Source organism: Asanoa sp. WMMD1127, from assembly GCF_029626225.1.
In the GTDB taxonomy this organism is placed as follows: Bacteria; Actinomycetota; Actinomycetes; order Mycobacteriales; family Micromonosporaceae; genus Asanoa.
Genome location: NZ_JARUBP010000001.1, coordinates 5,968,041 through 5,994,954 on the forward strand (window position 1 = coordinate 5,968,041; position 26,914 = coordinate 5,994,954).

The following is a 26,914-nucleotide window of genomic DNA, read 5'->3' on the forward strand; positions in this document are numbered from 1 at the left end:
TTCCGCGCCCATCGTAGGTCAGCCCGCCGTCCGGATCCGGGGCGTGCCGCGGCGCAGCAGGCCGACCCCGGCGAGGGCGGCCAGCACGATCACGGCGACGCCGTACTCCCGGGCGGTGTCGAGGAGGCCGCCGGCGTGCACCACCAGGTAGCCGGCGACCACGGCGGGCAGGCCCAGGCCGAGGTACGAGACGACGTAGAGCAGCGACAGCACGCCGGCCCGCTCGTGGGCGGCGACCAGCGGCACCACGATCCGGATGGCGCCCTGGAAGCCACTGCCGAAGCCGATGCCCGCGACGCCCGTGGCGATCAGGAAGCCGACCGTCGAGCCGGCGGAGATGGCCACCAGCGTGCCGGCCACCCCGACGATGAGGCCGACGATGCCGACGCTGAGCGCGGTGCGGGCGGGTCGCTTGTCGATCGCCAGTACGGCCAGGGCGGCGACGGCGGCCAGCACGAACAGGCCGAGCCCGCCGTAGACCGCCGAGGTCGACGACGCGAGGTTGCGGACCAGGGCCGGGCCGAGCGAGGCGTAGAAGCCGGCCAGCGCCCAGACGGAGAAGAGCACGGGAGCGGCGATGGCCACGGGGCCGCGTACCTGGCGGGGCAGGCGGATCTCCGGGATCAGCGAGTGCCGGGCGCCGGGCGCGCGGGACACCGTCTCGGGCATCAGGGCCACGCCGACCGCCTGCGCCGCCAGCACGCCGAGCAGCACCAGGTAGATCAGGTGGGTGGGAGCGGGGAGGAACTGCACCACGAGGGCGGAGAGCAGGGCACCGCCGCCGGTGCCGATGCCGGGCGCGACCGCGTTGGCGGTGGTGCCGCGGACCCGGTCGATGTCGAGCATGCCGGCGCCGAGCGCCGCGAGGGCAGCGCCGGTGGCCAGGCCCTGGACGACGCGGGCGGCGAGCAGGGCGGGCACGCCGCCGGCGAACGCGAACACGACCAGCGCGGCGGCCTGGACCAGCAGGGCGACGAGGAGCACCGGGCGCCGGCCGACGTGGTCGGAGAGGCGGCCGAAGACGAGCAGCGACAGCAGCACGGCGACCGCGTACACCCCGAAGACGACCGTGGTGGTCATCGGCGAGAAGCCCCATTCCGCCTGGTAGGTGGCGTAGAGCGGGGTCGGCGCGCTCGACGCGGCCAGCAGCGAGACGACGATCGAGGCGAGCAGGACGAGGGAGCCGGTGCCGCCGAGGCGCCTGGTGCGTGGCGTGCGGGTCCCCGGCCGCTCGGCGAGGGTGACGGAGTGGCTCACGGGACTCCTTAGGTAGACCAGTCTGTCTAACGCGCAGCCAACGTTAGACAGACCTGTCTAGAAGAGTCAACGTGATCCAGGTCTTACGGCACCGCGCGGTGAGCGGCGGCCGCGGACCACTCGAGCAGCACGAGGGTGGCGTCGTCGCGGGGCGGGCCGTTCTGGTGGTCGATCACCGCGTGGGACAGCCGTCGCAGCGTCTCGGGCGCCGGCAGGTCGGTCTCGCCCACGCTCTCCACCAGGTCGACCAGGCGGTCGAGTCCGAACTGGACGCCGGCGGGGTCGCGGGCCTCGGTGACGCCGTCGGTGTAGAGGAGCAGGCGGTCGCCGGGCTCGAGGGTCGTCTCCGCGACGGTCGGCGGGTCGGCCGGCACGCCCAGCGGGGTGCGGTTGCCGTCGTCGAGGGTCCGCACCGCCCGGCCGGCGCGAAGGAGGACCGGTGGCGGGTGGCCGGCGTTGACGTAGCGCAACCGGCCGTCGTTCAGCGAGAGCTCGGCGAGCACGGCCGTGACGAAGCGGGAGTCGGTGAACTCGCCGAGGAGCATCCGGTCGACGGCGGCCGCCCGGGCGGCGAGGTCCGCGCCGGCGATCCGCTGGGCCCGGGACGTGCCGATCGCCGCCGCGGTGGTCAGCGCCGCCCGCATGCCCTTGCCGACGCCGTCGTAGATGGACAGCCGCGCCACGTCGCCGTCGACCGCGTAGTCGAACGCGTCGCCGCCCACGTCGTAACAGGGCTCCAAGGACGCGGTGATGACCATCCGCTGGTTGGCGAACGTCAGTGGCGGCAGCAGCCTCCACAGCAGATCGGCGGCCGGCGTCATCGGCCCCGACCGGCGGATCCGTTGGAGGTCGTCCCCGTAGTGGTTCTTCGCGGTGATGAGGTGTCCGGCCATGCCGGCGACCAGCCGGGCGCCGGCGAGCAGCGCATCCGGGTCAGCGCCGGCCGGCGGCGTCACCCGCAGGACGCCGAGCCGTTCGGTGCCGTTGACGACCGGCAGCCAGGCCGGTGGCCCCGCGACGGGGCGGCCGGCCGCGAAGGCATGTCCGGCGTCGCTGCCGTCCACCGGCTCGGGACCGCCGCGGCCGGGCGGCACGGGCCGCAGTGCCCGTTGCTCGTAGTCGACCAGGTAGAGCACCACCTCGGCGCCGGTCGGCGCGACCGCCTCGGCGAGCAGGTGGCCCAACTCGGCCGGGCCGGTGAGGTGCCCGGCTTCGACCAGCGTCGCGAGCGCGTCGCGCCACTGTGCCCGGCCGGTCGGGCCGGTCATGCCGGCGGGAGCCCCAGCAGCGGCGCCACCTGGGTGAGGCGGAGCACCTGGGCGACGATCGGCTGCGGATCGCGGACGGTGAGCCGGGCCTGGCGATCGAGGGCGACGTTGCGGGCGTGGATCAACGCGCGTACGCCGCTGGAGTCGAGAAACGGCACCTCGGAGAGGTCGACGACCACGGGATCCGCCCCGGCCTCGATCGCCGAGACGATGGCGGCTTCGACGTCGAGGTGCGAGTCGAGGTCGACGTCGCCCGTCAGGTGGATCACGGTCCCGCGGTCGGGCTGCTCTCCGGTCATCGGGTCAGCGTAGGTCACGCCCGGCCGGTCGGCCCTTGAGCCGCCGCCCGAACTCCCGCGCGATCTCCCGGTTGGCGTCGCGCTCGGCCAGGACCTGCCGTTTGTCGAAGGACCGCCGGCCGCGGCCGATGCCCAGCTCGACCTTGGCCCAGCCGTTGTCGAAGTAGAGCGCCAGCGGCACGAGGGTCAGCCCCGGCTCGCGGATCTTCGCCAGGATGCGGTCGATCTCGACCCGGTGCAGGAGCAGCTTGCGGGTGCGCCGGGGTCCGTGTGGCGACCAGCCGGCCAGGCCGTACTCCGCGATGTGGAGGCCGTAGAGCAGCAGCTCGCCGTCGCGTTCCTGGGCGAATGCCTCGGCCAGCGAGGCGTGCCCCAGCCGCAGCGACTTGACCTCGGTGCCGAGCAGCACGAGCCCGGCCTCGTAGGTCTTGAGGATCTCGTATTCGTGGCGGGCGCGCTTGTTGGTGGCGATCATCCGCCGCGGCGTCTCGCGCTCCCGGCTCATGACGGTCAAGTCTGCCGCACCGGCGCCGGTCGGCGCCGCCGCTTTATCAGCGCTCCCGGAACCCTTCGCGCATGCGGCGGAAGAAGCCGCCCTCGCGCGGCAGGGCCGGCGCCGGCGCGACCGGCCGCGCGGCCCGGCGGGCCACCGGCTGCTCGTAGTCGGTGTTGGCGATGGCGTCGACGACCTGCGTCTCCGAGAAGTCCTCGGAGCCCGCGATCGCGGGCACGAAGCCCACCAGCATGCCGTCGCGCATCACCTGCGCCTCGAGCCCGGCGGTGCCGTCGGTGTCCCAGAGCGCCTCGCGGTCGCCGGGGAGCACGACCCGGATGCCGGTCTGCGACCGGCCGGCGCTGGCCTGTGCCACGTGAGCCGGAACGCCGCGGTCACGCAGCGCGTCGACCACCCGGCGGGCGCGGTTCTCGTCCATGCCCAGGACGGTAGCGCCCGCCGTTGGGAATCGGCTGTACGTCGCCTGTCAGCGGCCTCGGCCGGTCTTGGCCTGCAGCTCCTCGATCAACTTGGCGGCATCGGCCTTGGTCAGCTCGGCCGGTGCCTCCTCGCCGGCCTCCCGCGCCAGCGTCTCGAGGTAGGACCGCTGCGCCGCGGTCGATGGCTCGTCGCCCGTGACCCACTCGTCCGGGTCCTTGATAGCCGCATTGTCCGGGTTCTGATCGCTCATGTGTTCGAACTACCCCGTCGACGGCGTCGCGAACCACCTGACGTTCTCGCGACTCGTCACGATTATGCGAAGCCTCGGCGCGGCCCTCGTCCTGCTCCTCGCCGGCTGCTCGACCGCGGCGCCGGCGCCGCCCACGATCGTCCCGTCCGGCGGCGCGACCGTGATGCGGCTCGCACGGGCCGCGCACACCGCCACCCCGCTGCCCGACGGCCGGGTGCTGCTGGTCGGCGGCTGCGCGACCGACGGCTGCGGCGGGACCACGGCCGAGTCGGAGATCTTCGCCGGCGGTCGGTTCGGCGCCGGGCCGCCGCTGGCCGAACCACGCTTCAACCACACGGCGACGGCGCTCGCCGACGGGCGGGTGCTGGTCGCCGGGGGCTTCCCGAGCGAGACCGCCGGGCCGAGCGGGACCGCGGAGATCTTCGCCGGCGGGCGCTTCGGTCCCGCCGTCCCGCTCACCGCGCCGCGGGCCAACCACACCGCGACCCGGTTGCGCGACGGCCGCGTCCTGTTGGCCGGCGGCGTCTCGGGCCGGTCCGCACTGGCGTCCGCGGAGGTGTTCGACGGCACCGGGTTCCGGGCGGTGGCGGCGATGCCGGACGCGCGCTCCCGGCACGGCGCCGCGCTGCTCGCCGATGGGCGTGTGCTGGTGGTCGGCGGCCAGGGCGGCACGGCGCACGGCGACCGGCTGCTGGACACGGCGCTGCTGTACGACCCGGCGCGGGACGTGTGGCAGGAGGTGCCGGGGCGCATGCCGGCGCCGGCCTACAAGCTCGCCGTGGCCGCGCTGCCGGACGGCCGAGCGCTGGTGGTCGGCGGGCAGACCGCCGACGACCCGGCCGCCCGGCTGTCCACCACGCTGCTCTTCGACCCGCGGACCGGCGGGTTCACCGCGGGCGCGCGGATGGCGGAGCCGCGCTACAAGATCTCCGACGCGGTGGTCGCCCTGCCCGGCGGGCGGGTCGCGGTCGCGGGCGGCTTCGGTGTCGAGGTGTACGCCGAGGGCCGCTTCCGCCCGGCCGCGCAGGACACGGTGGAGCGCCAGTATCCGGCCGTCGCGGTGCTGCCCGGCGGCGCGCTCCTCGTCACCGGTGGCTACGACGACCGCACCCGGGTCACCGCGACGGCGCTGGTGGTCGACGTCGCCTGAGCCCACGATGTCAGCGGCGCCCGGCCCTGGCGGGCCACGAGCGCCGGTTAAGCGGGCCGAAGGCGGGTATGGCCGCGCCATGCGCGTACTCGGGATCAACGCCATCTTCCACGACCCGGCGGCGGCCCTGGTGGTCGACGGGCGGGTGGTCGCCGCGGCCGAGGAGGAGCGGTTCAGCCGGCGTAAGCACGGCAAGCGGCCGGTGCCGTTCGCCGCCTGGGAGCTGCCCGACCTCGCCGCCGCGTGGTGCCTGGAGGCGGGCGGGCTGCGGCCGGCGGACCTCGACGCGGTCGCCTACTCGTTCGACCCCTCCCTGTGCCGCGACGCCGCCGATCTCGGCCTCGCGGACCCGTGGGACTGGCTGCGCGTCGAGTACGCCAAGCGCGCCCCCCAGTTCCTCGCCAGCGCGCTGCCCGGCCTGGACCCGGCGAAGGTGCGGTTCGTGCCCCACCACGTCGCCCACGCCGCCTCGGCCGCGCTAGCGATGCCCCGCGACGGCGATGCCGCCGTGCTCGTGCTCGACGGCCGGGGCGAGGTCGCCAGCCACCTGGCCGGCGTCTACCGCGGCGACGCGCTGACCCCACTGTTCACCCAGGAGCTGCCGCACTCGCTCGGCCTGCTCTACGAGGACCTCACGCGGCACCTCGGCTTCCTGCACTCCAGCGACGAGTACAAGGTCATGGCCCTGGCGTCGTACGGCAAACCGCGCCACCTCGCCGCCTTCCGCGACCTGGTCCGCGCCGCCGACGGCGGCTTCACGGTCGCGCCCGTCGACTGGGCCGGCTTCGCGCCGCGCCGCACCGGTGACGCCGAGCTGTCCGAGGACCACGCCGACCTGGCATCCACCGTGCAGACCCGCCTGGAGGAGGTCATCCTCGACCTCGGCCGGTGGCTGCACGACGCGGCCGGCGGCCCGACCACGATCGCCCTGGCCGGCGGTGTCGCGCTCAACTGCGTCGCCAACGCCCGGCTGGCCCACGAGGGCCCCTACGAGCGGGTCTGGATCCAGCCCGCCGCCGGCGACTCGGGCACCGCGCTCGGGGCCGCGCTGCACGTGGCCACGACCGGCGCCGACCCGCTCCAGCCGATGCCCGGCGTCGACCTCGGTCGCGGCTGGTCCGACGAGGAGATCGAGGCGGAGCTCCGCCGCGCCGCCCTGCCCTACGAGCGGCCGGACTCGATCGCCCACGCGGCCGCCCGCGTGCTGGCCGGCGACGGCGTGGTGGCCTGGTTCCAGGGCCGCAGCGAGTACGGACCCCGCGCGCTCGGCCACCGCTCGCTGCTGGCGCACCCGGGCCGGTCGGACACCACGGCGCGGATGAACGACATCAAGGGCCGCGAGCAGTTCCGCCCGATCGCGCCGATGGTGCGGGCCGAGCGGGCCGCCGAGGTGTTCGAGGGCGTGCTGCCCAGCCCCTACATGCTCTTCGTGCACGGCGTCCGTCCCCAGTGGCGCGACCGGATCCCGGCGGTGGTGCACGTCGACGGCACGGCCCGCGTGCAGACCGTCGACCCGGCCGACGAGCCGCTGGTGGCGGCGATGCTGGCCGAGTTCGACCGGCTCACCGGCATTCCGGTCGTGGTCAACACCTCGCTCAACACGGCCGGGCGGCCGATGGTCGACACGCCGCGCGAGGCGATGGAGCTGTTCGGCAGCGCGCCGGTCGACCTGCTGGCGATCGGCCCGTTCGCGGTGCACCGGCGGCGCCTGTGATCAGCCTCGTCGTGCCGACGCTCGGCCGGCCGTCGCTGCGCGTGCTGCTGGACGCGCTCGCCGCGCAGATCGGCGCCGATCCCGTCGAGATCATCCTGGTCGACGACCGGGCCGACGGGGCCGCGCTGGAGACCGGCTTCCGGGTGCTGCGCGGCGGCGGGAACGGCCCGGCGGCCGCCCGCAACGTCGGCTGGCGGGCCGCGCGCGGCGACTGGGTGGTTTTCGTCGACGACGACGTTGTGCCCGATCCCGGCTGGTGGGCGCGGTTGCGGTCCGACCTGAAGGTTCCTGGCGACGTGGGCGGTGTGCAGGCCCGGGTGAGCGTGCCGCTGCCGGCCGACCGCCGCCCCACCGACTGGGAGCGCAACACCGCCGGCCTCGCCGACGCGCCGTGGATCACCGCCGACATGGCGTACCGCCGGGCCGCCCTGGCCGAGGTCGGCGGCTTCGACGAGCGCTTCCCCCGCGCGTTCCGTGAGGACGCCGACCTGGCCTACCGCGTCCGCGCCGCCGGGTGGCGGCTGCGCCGGGGCGAGCGGAGCATCACCCACCCGGTGCGGCCCGCCGACCTGTGGGCCAGCGTGCGGGTGCAGGCCGGCAACGCCGACGACGCGCTGCTGCGTCGCCGCTACGGCGCAGACTGGCGGTCCCTGCTGGAGATTCCCCCCGGCCGGCGGCGGCGGCACGCGGTCGTCACCGGCGCCCTCGCGGTCGGCCTCGCCGCCGCGACCGCCGACCGGCTGCGCGGCGGAAGCGGGCCGCTGCGGGCCGTGGCCGCCGCGGGCGGGCTGGTCTGGGCGGTCGGCACCGCCGAGTTCGCCGCCCGGCGCGTCGCGGCCGGGCCGCGTACGCCCCGGGAGATCGCCGCCATGGCATTGACCAGTGTGGTCATCCCGCCGGTCGCGATCGGCCACTGGATCCGCGGTTGGATCCTGGCCGCGACCAGGGGAGAAGTCGTTGATGTTTACTTCTCTTCTCCCCGGGCAAGCGCTCCCGGTGACGGCAACCACTTCGATCAGTGCAGGTCAGAGGCTGTTTGACGCGGTCCTCTTCGACCGCGACGGCACTCTGGTCGAAGATGTGCCCTACAACGGCTCGCCGGACAAGGTGCGCCCGATGCCGGGTGCCCGGGAGGCTGTCGACCGGGCCCGCGCCGCGAATCTCCGGGTAGGAGTGGTCAGCAACCAGTCGGGGCTGGCACGCGGTTTGTTCAGCGCTGCGGACCTCGCCCGGGTGAATGCCCGGGTGTCCGAACTGCTCGGGCCGTTCGACACCTGGCAGATCTGTCCACACGGGCCGGGCGACGGCTGCGCCTGCCGCAAGCCCGCGCCGGGTCTGGTCCGCGCTGCCGCCGCCGACCTCGGCACCGTGCCCGAGCGGTGCGCCGTGATCGGCGACATCGGCGCGGACGTCGCGGCGGCCGAGGCCGCCGGCGCGACGCCGGTGCTGGTGCCCACGCCCGTCACCCGGCCGGAAGAGGTGGCCGCCGCCCCGGTGGTGGCCGCGACCCTCGGCGAGGCGGTGTCCCACCTGCTCGAGCGGCAGGACCGGGTGGCGCCCGCCGCGCCGCGGCGGGGCGGCCGGGTGCTGGTCGTGCGCACCGACTCCGCCGGCGACATGCTGGTCACCGGCCCGGCCATCCGGGCCGTGGCCGCGGGCGCCGAGTCCGTCGTGCTCCTCTGCGGGACCCGGGGCCAGGACTCGGCAGCGCTCCTGCCGGGCGTCGACGAGGTCGTCACCGCCGACCTGCCCTGGATCTCACCCGACCCCGCGCGCGTCGACCCGGGCGCGATGACCGGCCTGGTCGACCGGCTGGCCGCCCTGGCCGTCGACGAGGCGATCGTCTTCACCAGCTTCCACCAGTCCGCGCTGCCACTGGCCCTGCTGCTGCGGATGGCCGGCGTCGCCCGGGTCAGCGCGATCAGCGACGACTACCCGGGCAGCCTGCTCGACGTCCGGCACCGCGTGCCCTACGGCATCCCCGAGCCGGAACGGGCCCTGTCGCTCGCGGCCGCCGCTGGCTACGGACTGCCGGCCGACGACCAGCCGACGCTGCGGGTCGCGACGGGACCCCGCCCGGCGCGGCGGTCCTATGTGGTCGTCCACCCCGGCGCCTCCGCGCCCGCCCGCGCCTGTCCGCCCGACGTCTGCGCGGCCATCGTCGCCGCCCTCGCCGCGGCAGGCCGGCGGGTTTTGGTGACCGGTGGACCGGACGAGACCGACCTCACCGCGTACGTCGCCGCCAACCATGCCGTCGACCTCGGCGGCGCGCTGACCTGGGCCGAGCTGGCCGGCGTGCTGGCCGGCGCGGAGTGCCTCGTGGTCGGCAACACCGGCCCCGCCCACCTGGCGGCCGCGGTGGGCACGCCCGTGGTCAGCCTCTACGCGCCCACCGTGCGGTTCGGCGCCTGGGCGCCCTACCGCGTGCCCACCGTGCGGCTCGGCGATGCGGCGGCGCCGTGCCGGGACACCCGGGCGACCGCCTGCCCGGTGCCCGGCCACCCCTGCCTGTCCACACTCGACCCGGCCGCCGTCGCCGACGCGGTCCGCGTGCTCACCGGAGGTCCGGCGTGAACATCCTGGTCTGGCACGTGCACGGCTCCTGGATGACGGCGTTCGTCCAGGGCCGGCACCGCTACCTCGTCCCGGTCAACGCCGCCCGCGACCCGTGGGGCCTCGGCCGGGCCCGCACCTACGACTGGCCGTCGTCGGCGGTCGAGGTCACGCCGGAGGAGCTGGCGACGGCCGACATCGACGTGGTGATCGCGCAGCGGCCCGAGGAGATCGCCCTGGCCCGCCGGTGGACGGGCCGCCGGCTGCCGACCGTCTACGTCGAGCACAACACCCCCAAGGGCGACGTCCCGGCCACCAGGCACCCCGTGGCCGACCGCGACGACCTGCTGCTGGTCCACGTGACCGGGTTCAACCAGCTGTTCTGGGACGCCGGTGGCACCCGCTCAACGGTGGTGGAGCACGGGATCGTGCCGCCTCTCGCGTCGTACGAGGGTGATCTGCCTCGGCTGGCCGTGGTGACCAACGAGCCGGTCCGGCGCTGGCGGGTGACCGGCACGGACCTGATGCCGCGGTTCGCCGACGTGGCGCCGCTGGACGTCTTCGGCATGGGCGTCGCCGGGCTGCCGGCGCGGCTCGGCCTGCCGCCGCAGCGGCTCACGCCGCACGAGGACGTGCCGCAGGGCGCGCTGCATCCGGCGGTCGCGCGCCGCCGTGCGTACCTGCATCTGTGCCGCTGGACCTCCCTGGGCCTGAGCCTCATCGAGGCGATGGCGATGGGGATGCCGGTGGTGGTGCTGGCCAGCACCGAAGCGGTCGAGGCGGTGCCGTCCGGCGCGGGGGTCCTGTCCACCAAGGTCGACACGCTCGTCGAGGCGGCCCGTTGGCTGCTCGACGACCCGGCCGCCGCCGGGGAGCTCGGCGCCGCCGCTCGCAAGGCGGCCACCGCCCGCTACGGACTCGATCGGTTCCTGGCCGACTGGGACCACCTCTTGGAGGAGGAACGATGCGCATCGCGATGATCTCCGAACACGCCAGCCCGCTCGCGGCGCTCGGCGGCGAGGACGCCGGCGGCCAGAACACCCACGTCGCCGATCTGGCGTCGGCGCTGGCCGGGGAGGGACACGACGTGCGCGTCTACACGCGACGCGACGGCGACCTGCCCGAGTCCGTGCGGGTCCGCCCGGGCGTGACGGTGGTGCACGTGCCGGCCGGCCCGGCCGAGCCCATCCCGAAGGACACGATGTTGCCGCACATGGGCGCGTTCGGTGCCTGGCTGGCCGACGACTGGGCCCGCTGGCGGCCCGACGTGGCGCACGCCCACTTCTGGATGAGCGGGCTGGCCGCCCTGACCGCCCGGAAGCGCACCGGCGTGCCGGTCGCGCAGACCTACCACGCCCTCGGCACCGTCAAACGGCGGCATCAGGGCGACCGGGACACCAGCCCACCCGGCCGGATCGGCTTCGAACGCACGCTGGGTCGGCAGGCCGACGCGGTCGTCGCCCAGTGCCAGGACGAGGTCGACGAGCTGCTCCGGATGGGCGTGCCCCGCGCCACGATGAGCGTCATCCCGTCCGGAGTGGACAGTGAGCGGTTCACGCCCGACGGCCCGGTCGCACCGCGCACCGACCGGCCGCGGCTGCTCAGCATCGGGCGCCTCGTCGAGCGCAAGGGCGTGGCCGACGTGATCGCCGCGCTGCCCCGGATCGGCGACGCGGAGCTGGTCGTCGTCGGCGGCCCGCCCGTCGCCGAGCTCGACGCGGACCCGCTGGTGCGCGACCTGCGGGCGCAGGCCGTGCGGCTCGGCGTCGACGATCGGGTGCGGTTCGTCGGCGGGCAGTCCCGCGACGAGGTGCCCGCCTGGTACCGCTCGGCCGACATCATGGTGACGACACCCTGGTACGAGCCGTTCGGGCTCACCCCGTTGGAAGCCATGGCCTGTGGCGTGCCGGTGGTGGCGGCCGAGGTCGGCGGGCTCACCGACACGGTGGTCGACGGCGTCACCGGCGACTTCGTGCCGCCCCGGGACCCCGCGGCCCTGGCCGACACCGTGCGGCGGCTGCTCGCCGACCCGATGCGCCGGGTCGCGTACGCCGCGGCCGCGCTCGACCGGGCCCGGATGTCCTACAGCTGGAAGCGGGTGGCCGCCCAGGTCGGCGTCCTCTACGACGGGCTGGTGGTCGCATGACCAGCCTGGTCGACACCCACCTGAGCGGGCTCGCCGGGGCCCTGCCGGCGTTCGCCCGCGAGGCCGCCAAGCTGGCCCGCTGGGGGGCCGAGCTCGCGCACACGCTGTCCGGCGGCGGCCGGCTGCTGGTCGCGGGCAACGGTGGCAGCGCCGCCGAGGCCCAGCACCTGACCGCCGAGCTGGTCGGCAAGTTGCGCGACGACCGCACGCCGCTGTCGGCGATCGCGCTGTCGGCGGAGACCTCGTCGCTGACCGCGATCAGCAACGACTTCGGCTACGACACCGTGTTCGCCCGGCAGGTGCGGGCCCACGGCCGTCCCGACGACGTGCTCCTGCTGCTGTCCACGAGCGGTGCCAGCGCCAACCTGCTCGAGGCCGCGGCCGCCGGCCGGGACGCCGGGCTGCGCACCTGGGCGATGACCGGCCCGGCGCCGAACCCGCTCGCCGACGCGTGCAAGGAGGCGCTCGCGGTGCCGGCGCCGGACAGCCAGGTCGTCCAGGAGCTGCACCTGGTCTCGGTGCACCTGCTCTGCGAGTACGTGGACCTCGCCCTGGCCGGCGGGAGCGCGCGGTGACGGCGCACGTGGTGGTCGTCGGCGACGTGCTGCTCGACCGCGACGTCGACGGCACCACCACGCGACTGGTCCCGGACGGCCCGGGCGCCCCGGTGCTCGACGAGACGTCCTCGGTGGAGCGGGCCGGCGGGGCCGGGCTGGCGGCGTCGTTCGCGGCCGCCTCCGGCGCCCGGGTCAGCCTGGTCACCGCGCTCGCCGACGACGAGGCCGGCGCCCGGCTGGCCGGCCTGTTGACCGGCCTGGGCATCGAGCTGTTCCCGCTGCCGGTGACCGGCGGGACGACGGTGGAGAAGATCCGGCTGCGGGCCGGCGGACGGACCCTGCTGCGGCTGGACCGCGGTGGCGGCGCCACGCCGGCGGACCCGCCGGACGCCGTCACGGACCTCGTCGCCGGCGCCGACGCGGTGCTGGTGAGCTGCTACGGCAACGGTTTGCTCCGGGTGCCCGGGCTGCGCCACGCGCTCGCCGGCGCCGGGGGACCGGTCGTCTGGGACCCGCATCCCCGCGGGCCGATCGCCGTGCCGGGTGTCGCCCTGGCCACGCCCAACGAGGGCGAGCTGCGGGCGCTGACCGGCGACGACGGCGGCGGCCGGCGGTTGGCCGCCGCGACCCGCGGCGCGCAGCGACTGCGCCAGCACTGGCGGGCCTCCGCGGTGGCCGTCACGCTCGGTGCGGACGGCGCGCTGCTGTCCCATGCGGCGGCCGCTCCGCTGGTGCTGCCGCCGCCGCACGGGCTCGTGCCTCCCCCTGGCGCGGACCCGTGCGGCGCCGGCGACCGGTTCGCGGCCACCGCGGCCATCGCCCTGGCCGACGGCGCGTTGACCTCCGAGGCGGTGGCCGCGGCGGTCACCGAGGCCTCGCGGTACGTCGCCGAGGGTGGCGCCGCCACCCGGCGGCCGCGCGCGGAACCGCACGACGTGGTCGCGCACACGCGGGCCGCCGGCGGCACCGTGGTGGCCACCGGCGGCTGCTTCGACCTGCTGCACGCCGGCCACATCGCCACGCTGGAGGCGGCCCGCCGGCTCGGGGACTGCCTCGTCGTCTGCCTCAACTCCGACGCCAGCGTGGCCGGGCTCAAGGGCCCCGGCCGCCCACTGACGCCGCAGGCGGACCGCGAGCGGGTGCTGCGCGGATTGTCCTGTGTGGACGACGTCGTCGTGTTCGACGAGTCGACACCGGAAGCGGTGCTGTCCTGGCTGCGCCCCGACGTCTGGGTCAAGGGCGGCGACTACACGGGCGCCGAGCTGCCCGAGTCGGCCCTCGTGGAGCGGTGGGGCGGCCAGACCGTGGTCGTGCCCTACCTCGGCGGTCGGTCCACGACCGCCACCATCGCCGCCGTCCGCGACGGCGGTCGCCAACTGGAAGGAGCATCATGACGATCGACCCCTCCACCGGACGGGCGGTGCTGGTCACCGGCGGCGCCAGCGGACTCGGTGCGGCCGTGGTCGACGCGGTGGCCAAGGCCGGCGGCCGGCCCTTCGTGCTCGACCGGCAGCCCTCCGCGGCCGGAGTGCCCTGGGTCGAGTGCGACCTGGCCGACACCCGCGCCGCCGAGCGCGCCACCGTCACGCTGGCCGAGCAGGCCGGCGGCCTCGACGGTGTGGTCACCGCGGCGGGCACGGATCTCCCCGGTCGGCTCTCCGACATCCCCGGTGACCGGTGGGACATGGTGGTCACCGTCGACCTGCTGGCCACCGCCGCGGTCGTGCGGGCGGCGCTGCCCTACCTCGAACGGTCGCACGGCACGGTCGTCACCGTGGCCTCGACGCTGGGCCTCAAGGCGGTCAGCGACGCGACCGCCTACTGCGCGGCCAAGTTCGGCGTCGTGGGCTTCACCCGCGCGCTGGCGGCGGAGACGGCCGGCCAGATCGGCGTGACGCTGCTCATCCCCGGCGGCATGCGGACCGCGTTCTTCGACGGGCGGACCGAGCAGTACAAGCCCGGCCCGGACGCGGTGCTCAACGACCCGGCCCAGGTCGCCGCGGCGGTGCTGTTCGCCCTCGAACAGCCGCCCGGAAGCGCGATCCGGGAGATGGTTGTCTGCGCCGAGCAGGAGTCGTCCTACCCGTGATCCTCGTGCTGCGGGCGCTCGGCCTCGGCGACCTGGCGACCGCCGTGCCGGCCCTGCGGGGCCTGCGGGCCGCGTTCCCGGGCGAGGAGATCGCGCTCGCCGCGCCCGGCTGGCTGGCGCCGCTGGTGCCGCTGACGGGCGCGGTCGACCGGCACATCGCTGTGCCCGGCTTGAACCTGCCACAGTGGACGCTGCCGGAGCGGCCGGCGCTGTCGGTCAACCTGCACGGCCGTGGCCCGCAGTCGCACCGGCTGCTGGCCGTGGCCGGCGCGCCCCGCATGTGGGCGTGGGCGCTGCCGGGCGAGGATGGTCCCCTGTGGACGGCCGACGAGCACGAGGTCGACCGCTGGTGCCGGCTGCTGCGGGAGCACCGCGTCGAGACCGACCGGGACGACCTCGACCTGCTGCCGCCGCCCACCGCCGGGCCGCCCGGGCTGACCATCGTCCACCCGGGCGCGAAGGCGGCGGCCCGCCGGTGGCCCGTCGACCGCTTCGCCGCGGTCGCCCGTGAGCTGACGGCCCGCGGCCACACGGTCGTGGTGACCGGTTCGGCCGTCGAGCGGGGACTGGCGGAACGCGTGGCGGCCGGAGCGGGGCTGCCGCGGTCGGCGGTGCTGGCCGGCGACACCGACGTGGGCGACCTGGCGGCGCTGGTGTGCGGCGCGCGGCTGGTGGTCGCGGGGGACACCGGGATCGGTCACCTGGCGACCGCGTACCGGATCCCGTCGGTCCTGCTTTTCGGTCCGGTCGCGCCGCGGTTGTGGGGGCCGCCCGCCGACCGGCCCTGGCACCGGGCGCTGCATCCGCCGGCCACCGGCGATCCGGTGGACGGCGTCGACCCGCGCCTGGCCGCGGTCAGCGTGGCCGACGTGGTGCGGGCGGCCGAGCTGGCGCTGACGTGCGCACCTGACCGCCCAGTCCGGCGATGACCAGCGACCGGGCCACGGTGCGGCCCGGGTTGACCAGCACGAGCCGGACGCCGCGCCGCCACGCGAGCCGGTAGGCGTCGGCCAGTGCGCCGATCGCCGCCGCGTCGACGAACGGCACGTGCCGCAGGTCGACGGCCACGCCGGCCCGGGCGTTGCGGCAACAGAAGACGAGGGTGGGCCGCAGCTCGTCGACGTTGTCGTGGTCGATCTCGCCGCGGACAGCGATCCGGGCCACACCGCGGTCGTTGCTGACCGCGATCTCCAGGGTCCGCTCGTCGGGACCCTCGTCTCCCATGCCGGGGTAGGGGGCCGCGGTGTCCGTCAGCAGGCCCGCCCGCAGCCACTCCAGCGTGCGGGACAGCAACCGGGAGACGTGCATCTGCGAGATCCCCGTCGCGGCGGCGATCTCGGCCTGGCTCCGGTTGCCGTAGAACCGCAGCGCGAGGATCTCGCGTTCCCGCGCGGGCAACCGGGTGATCAGGCCGCGGACCGTCTGGACGTCGTCGACCTTCGCCAGATCGCGGTCCGGGGCGCCGATCAGGTCGCCGACCTCCTCTGACTGCTCGCCGGCGTCCTCGCTGGCGGCCGGGCGGTTGAGGGACCGGGCGCGGTAGGCCTGCCGGGCCTGCAGCGCCAGTTCGAGCTCGTCGGCCGGCACGTTCAGGCGCTCGCAGAGCTCCGACCGGGTCGGTTCGCGGGACAGCTCGTACGTCAGCTCCTCGATCGCGCGCGAGGTCTCCAGCATCAGCTCCTGGACGCCGCGCGGCACATGGGTGTCCCAGCAGGCGTCGCGGAAATAGCGGCGCAGCTCGCCGCGGACGGTGGTGGCGGCGTAGCCGGTGAAGGACCCGCGGTCCGGAGCCACGCCGTTGACGGCCTTGACCATCCCCAGCCGGGCGACCTGGCGCAGGTCGTCGATCGGCTCACCACGATGGGCGAACGAGCGGGCGAGCCGGTCGGCCATCGGCAGGGCCTGTTGCCACAGCAGCTCCTGCCGCTGGGCGACGTCCTGGCCGGTGCGCCGGGCCTCGGCGTACTCGCGCGCGATCGCGTCGAGCGGTGCTTCGGGGCCGGCTCCTTGTGTCAAGGGCATCTTGGGCATCTACCCACAACCCGGTGTGGTAGTCGTCCGTGGGCCGCTTTCATCCGGGAGATGTCACACCCGCAGGACCGCCCAGACGACCTTGCCGGCGTCCGTGGACAGCCAGCCCCAGCGGTGGCTGAGCGCTTCCACCAGGCCCAGGCCACGCCCGGGACCGCCGTCGTCGTGTGCGGGCATCGGCAGCCGTTCGGGCAGGCCGGCGCCGCCGTCCTCGACCGCGAGCAGGAGCCAGCGCCCGCGATGTGACAGTCGCAATGTCATGGTGGTGTCGGCGTGCCGGGTGGCATTGCTGATGAGCTCCGTCGCCACCGCGCACGCGGGACCGACCACGCCGGCGAATCCCCAGCTGAGGCAGCTTTCCGTGATCACCGCGCGGGCGTGTCGGGCGGCGCCGCGGATCGGGGGCAGAATCTCGCGTACGGTCGGTTGCGCCTCACCCTGGTCGATCGACTCGAGCGCCGCCGCCACCGTCGGACGCACCGGGACGGCGCGGGAAAATCCCAGCCGGTCGAGGTCGGTCAGGACGTCCCGCCGTGACTCGACGACCACGAACGGCACCGCCGGCCAGATGCTCGCCTGCCGCGCCACGGCCGACAGGACGGTCAGACACCCTCGCTCGGCCACCTCGATGCGGGTGAGGTCGAGGATCACGGCACTGGGCTGGTCGACGAGGCACTTGTGCAGCGTCGAGCGCAGCGCGCTGGACGTGCCCGCGCTCAGCGTCCCGTCCGCCGTGACGACGGACGCGCGTTCGTCGGACTCGACGGCGAACCGCAGCTGACTTTCCCGCATGGTACGTAAAGTCTGCCCCGCCGGGCCGTTCGCCGCCACTTGCCGGGGGGAGGCATGACCATGGTGCACAGGGGTATACCGGAAAGGTGACGCCACATGTGATCGTCGCCGGCGCCTCGGCCGGAGGCGTCGAGGCGCTGCGGGCCATGGTTGCCGGGTTGCCGGCCGACCTGCCGGCCGCGGTGCTGATCGTCCTGCACGTTCCGCGCACCTCGCCGAGCGCGCTGCCGGCGATCCTGAGCCGGGCCGGCAAGCTGCCGGCGCACACCGCGCGCGACGGCGAGACGCTGGAGCACGGACACATCTACGTCGCCCCGGCCGACCATCACCTGCTCGTGCTCGACCACCGCCTGCGGCTGTCCCGCGGACCGTCCGAGAACGGCCACCGCCCGGCCATCGACCCGCTCTTCCGGTCGGCCGCTCGGGCCCTCGGCCCACGGGTGGTCGGCGTCGTGCTGTCCGGCGCGCGCGACGACGGGGCCGCGGGCCTCGGGACGATCGCGCAGCGCGGCGGCCAGTGCGTGGTCCAGGAGCCCGACGACGCGCTCCACGCGTCCATGCCACGGGCCGCGATGGAGCGCGTGCGGGTCGACGCGGTCGCCTCCGCCGCCGCCATGGGCGAGGTGCTGACCAAGATGGTGAAGGCCGCCGCGGAGCGGCTCACCGCCGGGGACGATGAGTCCCGACCCCTGCTCGACGGAGAGATTGCCATGTCGGAGCTCGCCGACCTGACCAGTGAGGATCTGGCCCTCGAACCAGCCGGTTACGGATGTCCGTCGTGCGGGGGATCGCTGTTCGAGATCAGCGACCAGCCGGTGCCGCGCTACCGCTGCCGGGTGGGGCACGCCTGGTCGCCGCAGAGCCTGCTCGACGAGCAGGCCGTCGCGCTCGAGGGAGCGCTCTGGATGGCGCTGCGGGCCCTGGAGGACAAGGCCTCGCTGAGCCGGCGGATGGCCGAGAGCGGCCGCCGCCGCCACGTCGGCACCGAGGCCCAATACACGTCGAGCGCGGACGAGGCCGACCGGGCCGCCTCGCTGATCCGCGACCTGATCGGACGGATCGGCTCGACCGCCACCGAGGAGGCGGCGATCGTACCTGGGCTGATGCCGGGCGACCGCGACGAGTAACGTCAACCGGGCGAAGTCACCATCGACGACGAAGGCGCCCATGACGAGTCCCGACCCGCACTTCGAGTCGCTGCTGCTCTATCTCAAGGAGCAGCGCGGCTTCGACTTCACGGGCTACAAGCGGTCGAGCCTGATGCGGCGCGTCGGCCGGCGGATGGACCAGGTCGGCACCTCCGACTACGTCGAATACCTCGACTACCTGCAGGTCCATCCCGACGAGTTCACCGCGCTGTTCAACACGATCCTCATCAACGTCACCGGCTTCTTCCGCGATCCGGAGGCCTGGGACTACCTCTCCGACCAGGTGCTGCGCCCACTGATCGACGCGCTGCCACCGACGGCGCCGTTCCGCGTGTGGAGCGCCGGGTGCGCGTCCGGCGAGGAGGCCTACACGCTGGCGATCGTGCTCGCCGAGCTGATGGGCGTCGACGCGTTCCGCCAACGCGTCAAGATCTATGCCACCGACGTCGACGAGGAAGGGCTGGCGGAGGCCCGGCTGGCCACCTACGGCGAGCGCGAGATCAAGGGCCTGCCCGAGCGCTTCGTTAGCACCTACTTCGAACCCGTCGCCAACCGCTACGCATTCCGCAAGGACCTGCGCCGGTCGGTCATCTTCGGCCGCAACGACCTCGTCCAGGACGCCCCGATCTCCCGCATCGATCTGCTCGTGTGCCGCAACACGCTCATGTACCTCAACGCCGAGACGCAGGCGCGGATCCTCGGCCGCTTCCACTTCGCCCTCGGCGACAGCGGCGTGCTCTTCCTGGGCAAGGCGGAGATGCTGCTCAGCCACGGCCACATGTTCCTGCCGGTCGACCTCAAGCGCCGCATCTTCAAGAAGGTGCCGCGCAGCAACGGCGGCAACGGCTCGCTGTTCGCCACCATCAACGAGAGCGCGACGCGGCAGCAGCTGATCGGTCTCGACCAGCTGCGTGACCAGGCGTTCGTGGGCAGCCCCGTGGCGCAGATCGTCGTCACCACCGAGGGCCTCGTGGCGCTGACCAACCGCACCGCCGACGCGATGCTGGGCGTCTCGGCCCGCGACATCGGCCGGCCGTTCCGCGATCTGGAGATCTCCTACCGCCCGACCGAGCTGCGCAAATACATCGAACAGGCGCAGGTCGAGCGGCGCACCGTCCAGATCAACGACATCGAGCTCGAACCCCTCACGGGTGATCGGGTCCACCTCGAGATCCAGGTCAACCCGATCGTCGGCAGCGACTCGGGCCTGCTCGGCGTCTCGCTGTTCTTCCACGACGTCACGGCGACCCGGCGCATGCAGGACGAGCTCCGCGACGCCAACCGCCAGTTGGAGACCGCCTACGAGGAGCTGCAGTCCACCAACGAAGAGCTGGAGACCACCAACGAGGAGCTGCAGTCGACGGTCGAGGAACTGGAGACGACCAACGAGGAGCTCCAGTCGACCAACGAAGAGCTCGAGACCATGAACGAGGAGCTCCAGTCGACCAACGACGAGTTGCAGAGCATCAACGACCAACTGCGTGACAGCAGCATCGAGCTGGACTCCGCGCGTACCTTTCTCGAATCGGTCCTGTCCAGCCTCGAAGCGGGCGTCATCGTCGTGAGCCCCGACCTCCAGGTGCAGGCCTGGAACCGCGGCGCCGAGCAACTGTGGGGCCTGCGCCGCGAGGAGGTGGTGGGGCAGCACCTCCTCAACCTCGACATCGGACTGCCGATCGACGACGTCCGCCCCGCGCTGCGGCGGGCCCTGGCCGCCACCGACAACAGCCAGAACGCGCGCGAGGAGATCCGCGTCGGCGCGGTCAACCGGCGTGGTCGTCCGGTGACGCTGCGGCTCACCTGCGCGCCGCTGCTCGCCGGCGGGTCCGTGTCAGGGGCGATCATGGCGATGGAGCCCATCGAGGTCGCCCAACCCGGCTGACGGTGGGATCATCGCAGGTGTGACCGAACGACAGACGGCGCAGGGCCGGCCGTCGGAAAGCTTCGCGGCGGACCCGGCGGTCCTGGAGACCCTCGCCACCAAGTTGAGCGATCTGGCCCGTGCGCTCCAGGCGGAGAGCAGCCTCGGCGGGACGCTGGACGCGATCGTGGCGACGGCGATCGGCACCGTTCCGGGAGCGGACTTCGCGGGGATCTCCCAGGTGGAGAATCGACGTCGCGTCCGCACGACCACCGGCACCGACGACCTGGTCTTCGACGTGGATCAGTTCCAGTACGACCTCGGCGAGGGGCCGTGCCTCGACGCGCTCTACGAGCACCGCACGGTCCGGGTCGACGACATGGCGGTCGAGGGCCGGTGGCCGCGGTTCAGCGCCGCGGCGCACGAGCGCGGCATCGCCAGCATGCTGGCGTTCCAGCTCTACGTGGTGAGCGGCAACCTCGGCAGCCTCAACCTCTACTCCCGGCACGTCGGCGCGTTCGACGACGAGTCCGAGCGGATCGGCCTGCTGTTCGCGGCGCACGCGGGCGTGGCGCTGGCGGACGCGCAGCAGCTCAACCAGCTCTCCCGCGCCCTCGACGTCCGCGATCTGATCGGTCAGGCCAAGGGCATCCTGATGGAGCGGCACAAGCTGACCGGCGACCAGGCGTTCGCCCTGCTGGTGGCGGCGAGCCAGACCACCAACACCAAGCTGCTCGAGGTGGCGCGCTACCTGGTCGAGACCGGCGAGCTGGGCTGACTCAGTCGCCGGCCAGCTGCACGTCGAGGGTGTCGACCAGGCCGCACAACAGCAGCATCCGATAGATCAGCGGCTGCGGATTTCGCACCAGGAAGGTGAGGCCCGCGTCCTTCACCTGTTTGCGGCATCGCAGCAGCGCGCTGATCCCGCTCGCGTCCATGAACGTGACGCCGGTGAGGTCGACCTCCACCGTGGCGCCGGGACGAGCGGGCAGCACGCGCGCGAGCGCGTCTTCCAGCGGCTCGAGCACGTCCATGTCGACCTCACCGACCACGGTCACGACGGTGGTCAGCGGATGACGGCGCTCGAGGGAGACCTGGAGACCCGCGGGAACCGGTGTGGCAACGTATGTGCGGAATTGTCGCATTCGAGAAAGCCTTTAGGCCGCTAGTTTCAACCCTCGCTGCAGAAGGCGTGAACCCACCTAGAACCGTAACACCGATCACGGCGAACGGCCCGGCGCGGGGCGCCGGGCCGTTCGCGGACCACAATGGAGCGTCACTTCACCTCATAGGGCTCCGGGTTCTCCCGCCGCTCGTCGGTCTGCTCCTCGGTCTTGTCGGGCTCGCCCCAGTCGCGGCGGGACCACGGAAGGATGGCCCAGAACGAGACGAAGAAGAGCCCGGTGCACAGCGAGATGACCAGCGCGGCCGGCCATGGCAGCACGTAGTCGGTGATGAGCAGGACGGCGGAGACCATCGACACGAACATGAAGAACAGGCCGCCGGTGGCCACCTTGTGCGCGTACTTCACCAGTTCGGGTTTGCGACCCTGCCGGAACAGCGCCCGGTGGAAGGCGACCGGCGAGATGATCAGCGCGGTGGCGCAGGCGGCCGCGATCAGCGCGACGATGTAGACGTCCTTCTGGAACGGCGTGGTGCGCGGGAACCCGTTACTGAACGGCAGCGTCAGCAGGAACGCGAAGAGGATCTGCACGCCCGTCTGCGCGACGCGCAGCTCCTGCAGCAGGTCGCTGAAGTTGCGGTCCCACCTCTGCTTCTCGGTCTCTTTGACCATGCCGTCCCCTCCGCCAGGATGTGAAAGTCCGGGCACATTTCCCGATCGCGTTGCGGGCGAAACGTCGGGCGCCGCCGATCGGCCATCATGGTGCCGTGCTGCCCGACGAACCCGACCTGCCGATCCGCCGTGTGCTGCCGCAGGTGCGGGCGGCGTTGGACGGCCACGGGAGCGCGGTGCTGGTCGCGCCCCCCGGCACCGGCAAGACCACCCTCGTGCCGCTGGACCTCGCCGCGCACGGGCGGGTGCTGGTCGCCGAGCCCCGCAGGCTGGCGACCCGGGCGGCCGCGCGGCGGATGGCGGTGCTCGTCGGGTCCAGGGTCGGTGACGCGGTCGGGTACGCCGTGCGCGGTGACCGCCGCTCCGGTCCGGCGACCCGGGTCGAGGTGGTCACCACCGGGCTGCTGGTGCGCCGGCTGCAGCACGACCCCGCCCTGGACGGCGTCGACACCGTCATCCTCGACGAGTGCCACGAGCGGCACCTCGACTCCGACCTCGCGCTCGCGTTCTGCGTCGACGTGCGGGCCAACCTCCGGCCGGACCTGCGCCTGCTGGCCACCTCGGCGACGGCCGACACCGCCCGGCTCGCCGACCTGCTCGGGCCGACCGTCACCGCCGACGACGCGTTGCACCCCGTCGACGTCGTCTGGGCGCCACCACCGAAGGTCGACCCGCCGCACGGCCTGCGCGTCGACCCCCGGCTGCTCGACCACGTCGCCGCCGTCACCCGTCGCGCCTTCCACGAGCGCGACGGCGACATCCTGGTGTTCCTGCCGGGGGCCGGCGAGATCGCGGCGGTCGGCGAGCGGTTGCGGGACCTGCCGGTGCATTCGCTTCTGGGGCGGCAGGACGCGGCCGCGCAGGACGCCGTGCTGCGGCCGTCGGCGCGGCGCCGGGTCGTGCTGGCCACCGCGGTCGCGGAGAGCAGCCTGACCGTGCCCGGCGTACGGGTCGTCGTCGACGCCGGGCTGGCCCGGGTGCCCCGCACCGACCACGCGCGCGGGCTCGGCGCGCTGGTGACCGTGCCGGTGTCGAAGGCGGCGGCTGAGCAGCGCGCGGGCCGGGCGGGCCGCGAGGCGCCGGGCGCCGTCTACCGCTGCTGGTCGCAGGCCGCCCACGACCGGCTGCCGGCTCGGCCCGAGCCGGAGATCGCGGCCGCCGACCTCACCGGGTTCGCGCTCGACCTGGCGCTGTGGGGCGCGCCGGGCGGGTCGGGGCTGGCGTTGCCCGACCCGCCGCCGGCCGGGCCGCTGTCTGTGGCCACGGAGACGTTGCGGGCGTTGGGCGCTGTCGACGCCGCCGGGCGGGTGACCGAGCGCGGCCGGCGGATCGCGGGGGTCGGCACCCACCCGCGGCTGGCCCGGGCGCTGCTCGACGGGGCCGCGCTGGTCGGCGCCGAGCGGGCGGCGTCGGTGGTCGCGCTGCTCGACCGGGATCTCGCCGGCGCGGACCTGGTCGCGGGCTGGCGCCAGGTGCGGGGCGAGCCCGCGTTCAGGGAGGAGGCGCGCCGGCTGCGGAACGCGCTCGGGCCGGTGCGCGACGGGCCACGGGCTCCGGACGATCTGGCCGCCGGGCTTGTGGTGGGGCTCGCGTACCCGGAGCGGTTGGCGAAGGTTCGCACGGCGGGCGGGTCCGCGTACCTGATGACCGGTGGGACCGCGGCCGACCTGCCGCCGGGGTCCGGGCTGGCCGGCGCCGACTGGCTCGCCGTCGCGGCCGCCGACCGACCGCCGGGGCGGGCCTCCGCGCGGATCCGGGCGGCGGTGGCGATCGACGAGGCGACCGCGCGGGAGGCGGGCGCGGACCTGCTGACCACCGACGAGGAGGTGCGGTGGTCGGGCGGCGACGTGGTGGCCCGGCGGGTCGAACGGCTCGGCGCGGTGCCGCTTGTCGAACGTCCACTGTCGACGCCCGCGCCGGCGTTGGTCGCGGCGGCGCTGGCCGACGGGTTGCGCCGGGAGGGCCTGGGCCTGTTGCGGTGGGACCGGGCGGCCGTGGCGCTGCGGCAGCGGCTGGCGTTCGCGCGGCAGGCGCTGGGCGAGCCGTGGCCGGACGTGTCCGACGCGGCCCTGCTCGACCGGGCCGGCGAGTGGCTCGACCTCGGGGCGGCGCGGCGGCGGGCCGACCTCGGCCGGATCGACGTGGCCGCGGCCCTGCGCCGGCTGCTGCCATGGCAGCTCGCCGGCCGGCTGGACGCGGTCGCGCCGGAGCGGGTGGCCGGGCCGGGGGAGCGGCGGCTGCGGGTCGACTACAGCGATCCGGAGGCGCCGGTGGTCGCGCTGAAAGTGCAGGAGGCGTTCGGTTGGCTCACCACGCCGTTGGTCGCCGAGGGCCGCGTACCCGTGCTGCTCCATCTGTTGTCCCCCGCCGGGCGGCCGGTCGCCGTGACCCGTGACCTCGCGTCCTTTTGGGAGAACGGCTATCCGCGGGTACGGGCGGAGCTGCGCGGCCGGTACCCGCGGCACGCCTGGCCCGCCGATCCGACCGGCTGACTCGTTTTTGTCGGTGGGTGGTGCGAGGATCGGCTCGCCGCTCTCGACGAGGAGGACCGCCGTGCCGTCTGTCCTGTTGCGACGCGCCGCCGCCGCGGCCGTCGCCGCGCTGACCGCCCTCGCGGTCGCCACTCCGGCCGCCGCGGGCGGGTCCACGATCGGCTCGCCCGGCCTCGGCGACCCCTACTTTCCGCTCGCGGGCAACGGTGGCTACGACGTCCGGCACTACTCGCTCGACCTCGACTACCGCCGTGCCGGCAACCAGCTCGACGCGACCGCCGTGATCACCGCCCGGGCCACGCAAAACCTGACGCGGTTCGACCTCGACCTGCGCGGCTTCACCATCAGCTCGTTGCGGGTCGACGGCGCGCCGGCCTGGTTCACCCGCGACGGCCAGGAGCTGGTCGTCAGTCCGCGCCGGCTGCTGCGCGCCGGCCGCACGTTCACGGTGCGGGTCGACTACGCCGGCCAGCCCACCGAGGTGATCGACCCCGACGGCAGCAGCGAGGGCTGGGTGACCACACCCGACGGCGCGTTCGTGGTCAACGAGCCGCAGGGCTCGCCGGGGTGGTACCCGGCCAACGACAACCCGCGCGACAAGGCCACCTTCGACTTCGCGATCACGGTGCCCAAGGGGATCACCGCGATCGGCAACGGCCGGCTGGTCTCGGCGCGCTCCCACCAGGGCCGCACCACCTGGCGCTGGCGCGAGGACTCGCCGATGGCGCCCTACCTGGCGACGGCCACCAACGGTGTCTTCGAGCTGCGGGTCAGCCGGGCGGGGCAGATCCCGCTCTACCACGCGGTCGACCCGGCCGAGGTGCCCAACGGCGCGTTCGACCGGTTGGCCGCCGAGGCATCGGTGATCGAGTTCTTCTCGGAGCTCTACGGGCCCTACCCGTTCAGCAGCGGCGGCGGGGTGGTCGACCACGCTCCGGAGGTGGGCTACGCGCTCGAGTCGCAGACCAAGTCGCAATACGACCAGACGCCCGATCCGTCCACCGTGGTGCACGAGATCTCCCACCAGTGGTTCGGCAACAGCGTCAGCCTGACCGTCTGGCCCGACATCTGGCTCAACGAGGGCTTCGCGGCCTGGTCCGAGTGGATCTACGACGAGCGGCACGGTGGGCAGACGGCCCAGCAGGCCTTCGACGCGTCCTTCGCGCGGCCGGCGTCGGCCTCCTTCTGGCAGCGTCCGCCGGCCGACGTGGGCGGTCCGGAGGTCATGTTCAGCGGCCCGGTCTACGACCGCGGCGCGATGACGCTGCAGGCCCTGCGGGTGAAGATCGGTGACCGCGCGTTCTTCTCCCTGCTCCGCGACTGGTACCACCGCAACCGCGACGGCAACGTCACCACCGCCGACTTCATCCGGCTGGCCGAGAAGCACGGGCGGCAGCAGCTCGACACGTTCTTCGACGTCTGGCTCTACCAGCCGACGAAGCCGACCACCTGGTGACCGGCCCGCTTCCCGACCTGTCGCTGCCGGTCGTCGCGGCGCCGATGGCCGGCGGCCCGGGCGCGCCGTCGCTGGCGGCCGCCGCGGGCCGGGCCGGCACGCTGGGCTTCGTGGCCGGCGGATACCTGCCCGCCTCGGCGCTCGCGGCGGAGATCGCCACGGTGGCGTCGGCCGGTGTGCCGTTCGGGGTCAACCTGTTCGCGCCCAACCCGGTGCCGGTCGCTCTTCCCGCCTACGAGTCCTACGCGGCGTCGCTGGCGCGGGAGGCGGCGCGCTACGACGTGGCGCTGCCGGCGTCGCCGGTCTCCGACGACGACGCGTGGGCGGCCAAGATCGAGGTGCTGCGGGAGCGGCCGGTCCCGCTGGTCAGCTTCACGTTCGGCCTGCCGCCGGCCGCCGACGTGGCCCTGCTGCGGGCGACGGGGGCGGTGCTGGCGCAGACCGTGACGTCGGTCGCGGAGGCCCGCGCGGCGGCCTCGGCGGGCTTCGACGTGCTGGTGGTGCAGTCGGCGGCCGCGGGCGGCCATTCCGGCACGTTCACGCCGTCGTCGCCGGTGCCGGACGTGCCGCTGCCGGAGCTGGTCAGGGCCGTGCGTTCTGCCGTCCCGCTGCCGGTGATCGCGGCGGGCGGCGTGGGCACCGCCACCGACGTGGCGGGGGCGCTGGGCGCGGGGGCGTCGCTGGTCGCGGTCGGCACGGCCCTGCTGCGGTCGCCGGAGGCGGGGACGTCTTCGCCCTATCGGGCGGCGCTGGCCGACCCGAGCCGGATTGGCACGGCGGTGACGCGGGCGTTCACGGGGCGGCCGGCCCGCGGCCTGCGCAACGACTTCCTGGACCGCCACAGCGCGGCCGCGCCGCTCGGCTATCCGGCCGTGCACCACCTGACCCGCCCGATCCGCCGAGCGGCGGCCGCCGCCAACGACCCGGAACGCCTGAACCTCTGGGCCGGCACCGGCTTCCGCCATGCCACCGCCGACCCCGCGGCGACCACCCTCACCCGCCTGTCGGCGGCAGCCTGACCGCACCACTCCAGCCGGCGCGGCCGCCCTTGCGGACGCGGGCGGGTGCGATGTTCGCGTCGCGGTCGCGGTCGCGGTCGCGCAGGTGCCAGTGCCGGCGATG

The 26,914-nt window shown here is 74.5% G+C and carries 25 protein-coding genes and 1 pseudogene; 16 read left to right on the top strand and 10 right to left on the bottom strand.

Features of this window, described 5'->3' with window-relative positions; translation table 11 throughout:
• Positions 1–18: 18 nt before the first annotated feature.
• The 6 genes from O7635_RS28440 to O7635_RS28465 form a co-directional block, all read right to left on the bottom strand.
• Positions 19–1,257 carry an MFS transporter gene (locus O7635_RS28440; RefSeq protein WP_278083555.1) on the bottom strand — a complete coding sequence of 413 codons (1,239 nt, stop codon included), beginning with the start codon at positions 1,255–1,257 and terminating at the stop codon, positions 19–21.
• A gap of 83 nt (positions 1,258–1,340) precedes the next feature.
• Positions 1,341–2,525, bottom strand: coding sequence for a PP2C family protein-serine/threonine phosphatase (locus O7635_RS28445; protein WP_278083556.1), 1,185 nt, complete (start codon positions 2,523–2,525; stop codon positions 1,341–1,343).
• On the bottom strand, positions 2,522–2,824 hold the full coding sequence (locus tag O7635_RS28450; RefSeq protein WP_278083557.1) for an STAS domain-containing protein: 303 nt from the start codon (positions 2,822–2,824) through the stop codon (positions 2,522–2,524). Before O7635_RS28450 ends, O7635_RS28445 begins: the two co-directional genes overlap by 4 nt.
• 4 nt (positions 2,825–2,828) lie before the next feature.
• Positions 2,829–3,329 (bottom strand): SsrA-binding protein SmpB, encoded by a 501-nt coding sequence (gene smpB, locus O7635_RS28455; RefSeq protein ID WP_278083558.1) that lies wholly within the window; start codon positions 3,327–3,329, stop codon positions 2,829–2,831.
• A gap of 46 nt (positions 3,330–3,375) precedes the next feature.
• On the bottom strand, positions 3,376–3,756 hold the full coding sequence (locus O7635_RS28460) for a hypothetical protein (RefSeq protein WP_278083559.1): 381 nt from the start codon (positions 3,754–3,756) through the stop codon (positions 3,376–3,378).
• A 48-nt stretch (positions 3,757–3,804) separates the two neighbouring features.
• Entirely contained in the window at positions 3,805–4,008 is a 204-nt protein-coding gene (locus tag O7635_RS28465) for a DUF3072 domain-containing protein (RefSeq protein ID WP_278083560.1), read from the bottom strand.
• Between O7635_RS28465 and O7635_RS28470 the strand changes: the two genes are divergently transcribed.
• The 10 genes and pseudogenes from O7635_RS28470 (at position 4,007) to O7635_RS28515 (ending at position 15,146) form a co-directional block, all read left to right on the top strand.
• A complete protein-coding gene (locus tag O7635_RS28470) occupies positions 4,007–5,158 on the top strand; it encodes a hypothetical protein (protein WP_278083561.1) in 1,152 nt (383 codons plus the stop codon). The genes O7635_RS28465 and O7635_RS28470 overlap by 2 nt on opposite strands.
• Before the next feature lie 79 nt (positions 5,159–5,237).
• Positions 5,238–6,872 (top strand): carbamoyltransferase C-terminal domain-containing protein, encoded by a 1,635-nt coding sequence (locus tag O7635_RS28475; RefSeq protein WP_278083562.1) that lies wholly within the window; start codon positions 5,238–5,240, stop codon positions 6,870–6,872.
• On the top strand, positions 6,869–7,912 hold the full coding sequence (locus O7635_RS28480; protein WP_278083563.1) for a glycosyltransferase: 1,044 nt from the start codon (positions 6,869–6,871) through the stop codon (positions 7,910–7,912). Before O7635_RS28475 ends, O7635_RS28480 begins: the two co-directional genes overlap by 4 nt.
• Positions 7,833–9,446 carry an HAD-IIIA family hydrolase gene (locus tag O7635_RS28485; RefSeq protein ID WP_278083564.1) on the top strand — a complete coding sequence of 538 codons (1,614 nt, stop codon included), beginning with the start codon at positions 7,833–7,835 and terminating at the stop codon, positions 9,444–9,446. Before O7635_RS28480 ends, O7635_RS28485 begins: the two co-directional genes overlap by 80 nt.
• Complete coding sequence (locus tag O7635_RS28490) at positions 9,443–10,405, top strand: glycosyltransferase (protein WP_278083565.1); 963 nt, start codon at positions 9,443–9,445, stop codon at positions 10,403–10,405. The genes O7635_RS28485 and O7635_RS28490 overlap by 4 nt, the downstream gene beginning before the upstream one ends.
• Complete coding sequence (locus O7635_RS28495; RefSeq protein WP_278083566.1) at positions 10,390–11,571, top strand: glycosyltransferase; 1,182 nt, start codon at positions 10,390–10,392, stop codon at positions 11,569–11,571. Before O7635_RS28490 ends, O7635_RS28495 begins: the two co-directional genes overlap by 16 nt.
• Positions 11,568–12,125, top strand: a pseudogene (locus O7635_RS28500) (SIS domain-containing protein); the annotation flags it as partial. The gene O7635_RS28495 and the pseudogene O7635_RS28500, both read left to right, overlap by 4 nt.
• A 17-nt stretch (positions 12,126–12,142) precedes the next feature.
• Positions 12,143–13,522: a PfkB family carbohydrate kinase gene (locus O7635_RS28505; protein WP_278083567.1), complete on the top strand. Its 1,380-nt coding sequence runs from the start codon at positions 12,143–12,145 to the stop codon at positions 13,520–13,522.
• Positions 13,519–14,217, top strand: a complete 699-nt coding sequence (locus O7635_RS28510; protein WP_278083568.1) for an SDR family oxidoreductase — start codon at positions 13,519–13,521, stop codon at positions 14,215–14,217. Before O7635_RS28505 ends, O7635_RS28510 begins: the two co-directional genes overlap by 4 nt.
• Positions 14,214–15,146, top strand: coding sequence for a glycosyltransferase family 9 protein (locus O7635_RS28515; RefSeq protein ID WP_278083569.1), 933 nt, complete (start codon positions 14,214–14,216; stop codon positions 15,144–15,146). The genes O7635_RS28510 and O7635_RS28515 overlap by 4 nt, the downstream gene beginning before the upstream one ends.
• Here the strand turns inward: O7635_RS28515 and O7635_RS28520 are convergent.
• Together O7635_RS28520 and O7635_RS28525 are read right to left on the bottom strand one after the other, a co-directional pair.
• Positions 15,073–16,239, bottom strand: coding sequence for a sigma-70 family RNA polymerase sigma factor (locus tag O7635_RS28520; protein ID WP_278083570.1), 1,167 nt, complete (start codon positions 16,237–16,239; stop codon positions 15,073–15,075). The two genes, O7635_RS28515 and O7635_RS28520, sit on opposite strands and share 74 nt — an antisense overlap.
• 63 nt (positions 16,240–16,302) lie before the next feature.
• Positions 16,303–17,040 carry an STAS domain-containing protein gene (locus tag O7635_RS28525; RefSeq protein WP_278083571.1) on the bottom strand — a complete coding sequence of 246 codons (738 nt, stop codon included), beginning with the start codon at positions 17,038–17,040 and terminating at the stop codon, positions 16,303–16,305.
• An 86-nt stretch (positions 17,041–17,126) separates the two neighbouring features.
• Between O7635_RS28525 and O7635_RS28530 the strand changes: the two genes are divergently transcribed.
• Genes O7635_RS28530 through O7635_RS28540 form a run of 3 tightly spaced genes read left to right on the top strand, consistent with a single transcriptional unit; the run spans position 17,127 to position 20,827 of the window.
• Positions 17,127–18,167 carry a chemotaxis protein CheB gene (locus tag O7635_RS28530; RefSeq protein ID WP_278083572.1) on the top strand — a complete coding sequence of 347 codons (1,041 nt, stop codon included), beginning with the start codon at positions 17,127–17,129 and terminating at the stop codon, positions 18,165–18,167.
• A gap of 40 nt (positions 18,168–18,207) precedes the next feature.
• Positions 18,208–20,070 carry a CheR family methyltransferase gene (locus tag O7635_RS28535; protein ID WP_278083573.1) on the top strand — a complete coding sequence of 621 codons (1,863 nt, stop codon included), beginning with the start codon at positions 18,208–18,210 and terminating at the stop codon, positions 20,068–20,070.
• 19 nt (positions 20,071–20,089) lie between these two features.
• Complete coding sequence (locus tag O7635_RS28540; protein WP_278083574.1) at positions 20,090–20,827, top strand: GAF and ANTAR domain-containing protein; 738 nt, start codon at positions 20,090–20,092, stop codon at positions 20,825–20,827.
• A 1-nt stretch (position 20,828) separates the two neighbouring features.
• Here the strand turns inward: O7635_RS28540 and O7635_RS28545 are convergent, their stop codons facing one another.
• Together O7635_RS28545 and O7635_RS28550 are read right to left on the bottom strand one after the other, a co-directional pair.
• Positions 20,829–21,194 (bottom strand): STAS domain-containing protein, encoded by a 366-nt coding sequence (locus O7635_RS28545; protein ID WP_278083575.1) that lies wholly within the window; start codon positions 21,192–21,194, stop codon positions 20,829–20,831.
• Between the two features lie 131 nt (positions 21,195–21,325).
• Positions 21,326–21,844, bottom strand: coding sequence for a DUF6328 family protein (locus O7635_RS28550; protein ID WP_278083576.1), 519 nt, complete (start codon positions 21,842–21,844; stop codon positions 21,326–21,328).
• A gap of 95 nt (positions 21,845–21,939) precedes the next feature.
• On the opposite strand from O7635_RS28550, the gene hrpB reads away from it, so the two are divergent.
• From hrpB to O7635_RS28565, 3 genes are all read left to right on the top strand, one after another.
• Positions 21,940–24,336, top strand: coding sequence for an ATP-dependent helicase HrpB (gene hrpB / locus O7635_RS28555; RefSeq protein ID WP_278083577.1), 2,397 nt, complete (start codon positions 21,940–21,942; stop codon positions 24,334–24,336).
• A 61-nt stretch (positions 24,337–24,397) separates the two neighbouring features.
• Positions 24,398–25,792 carry a M1 family metallopeptidase gene (locus O7635_RS28560; protein WP_278083578.1) on the top strand — a complete coding sequence of 465 codons (1,395 nt, stop codon included), beginning with the start codon at positions 24,398–24,400 and terminating at the stop codon, positions 25,790–25,792.
• The gene (locus tag O7635_RS28565; RefSeq protein ID WP_278083579.1) at positions 25,789–26,811 is read left to right on the top strand and encodes a nitronate monooxygenase; all 1,023 of its coding nucleotides are present in this window, start codon (positions 25,789–25,791) and stop codon (positions 26,809–26,811) included. The genes O7635_RS28560 and O7635_RS28565 overlap by 4 nt, the downstream gene beginning before the upstream one ends.
• Positions 26,812–26,914: the final 103 nt, after the last annotated feature.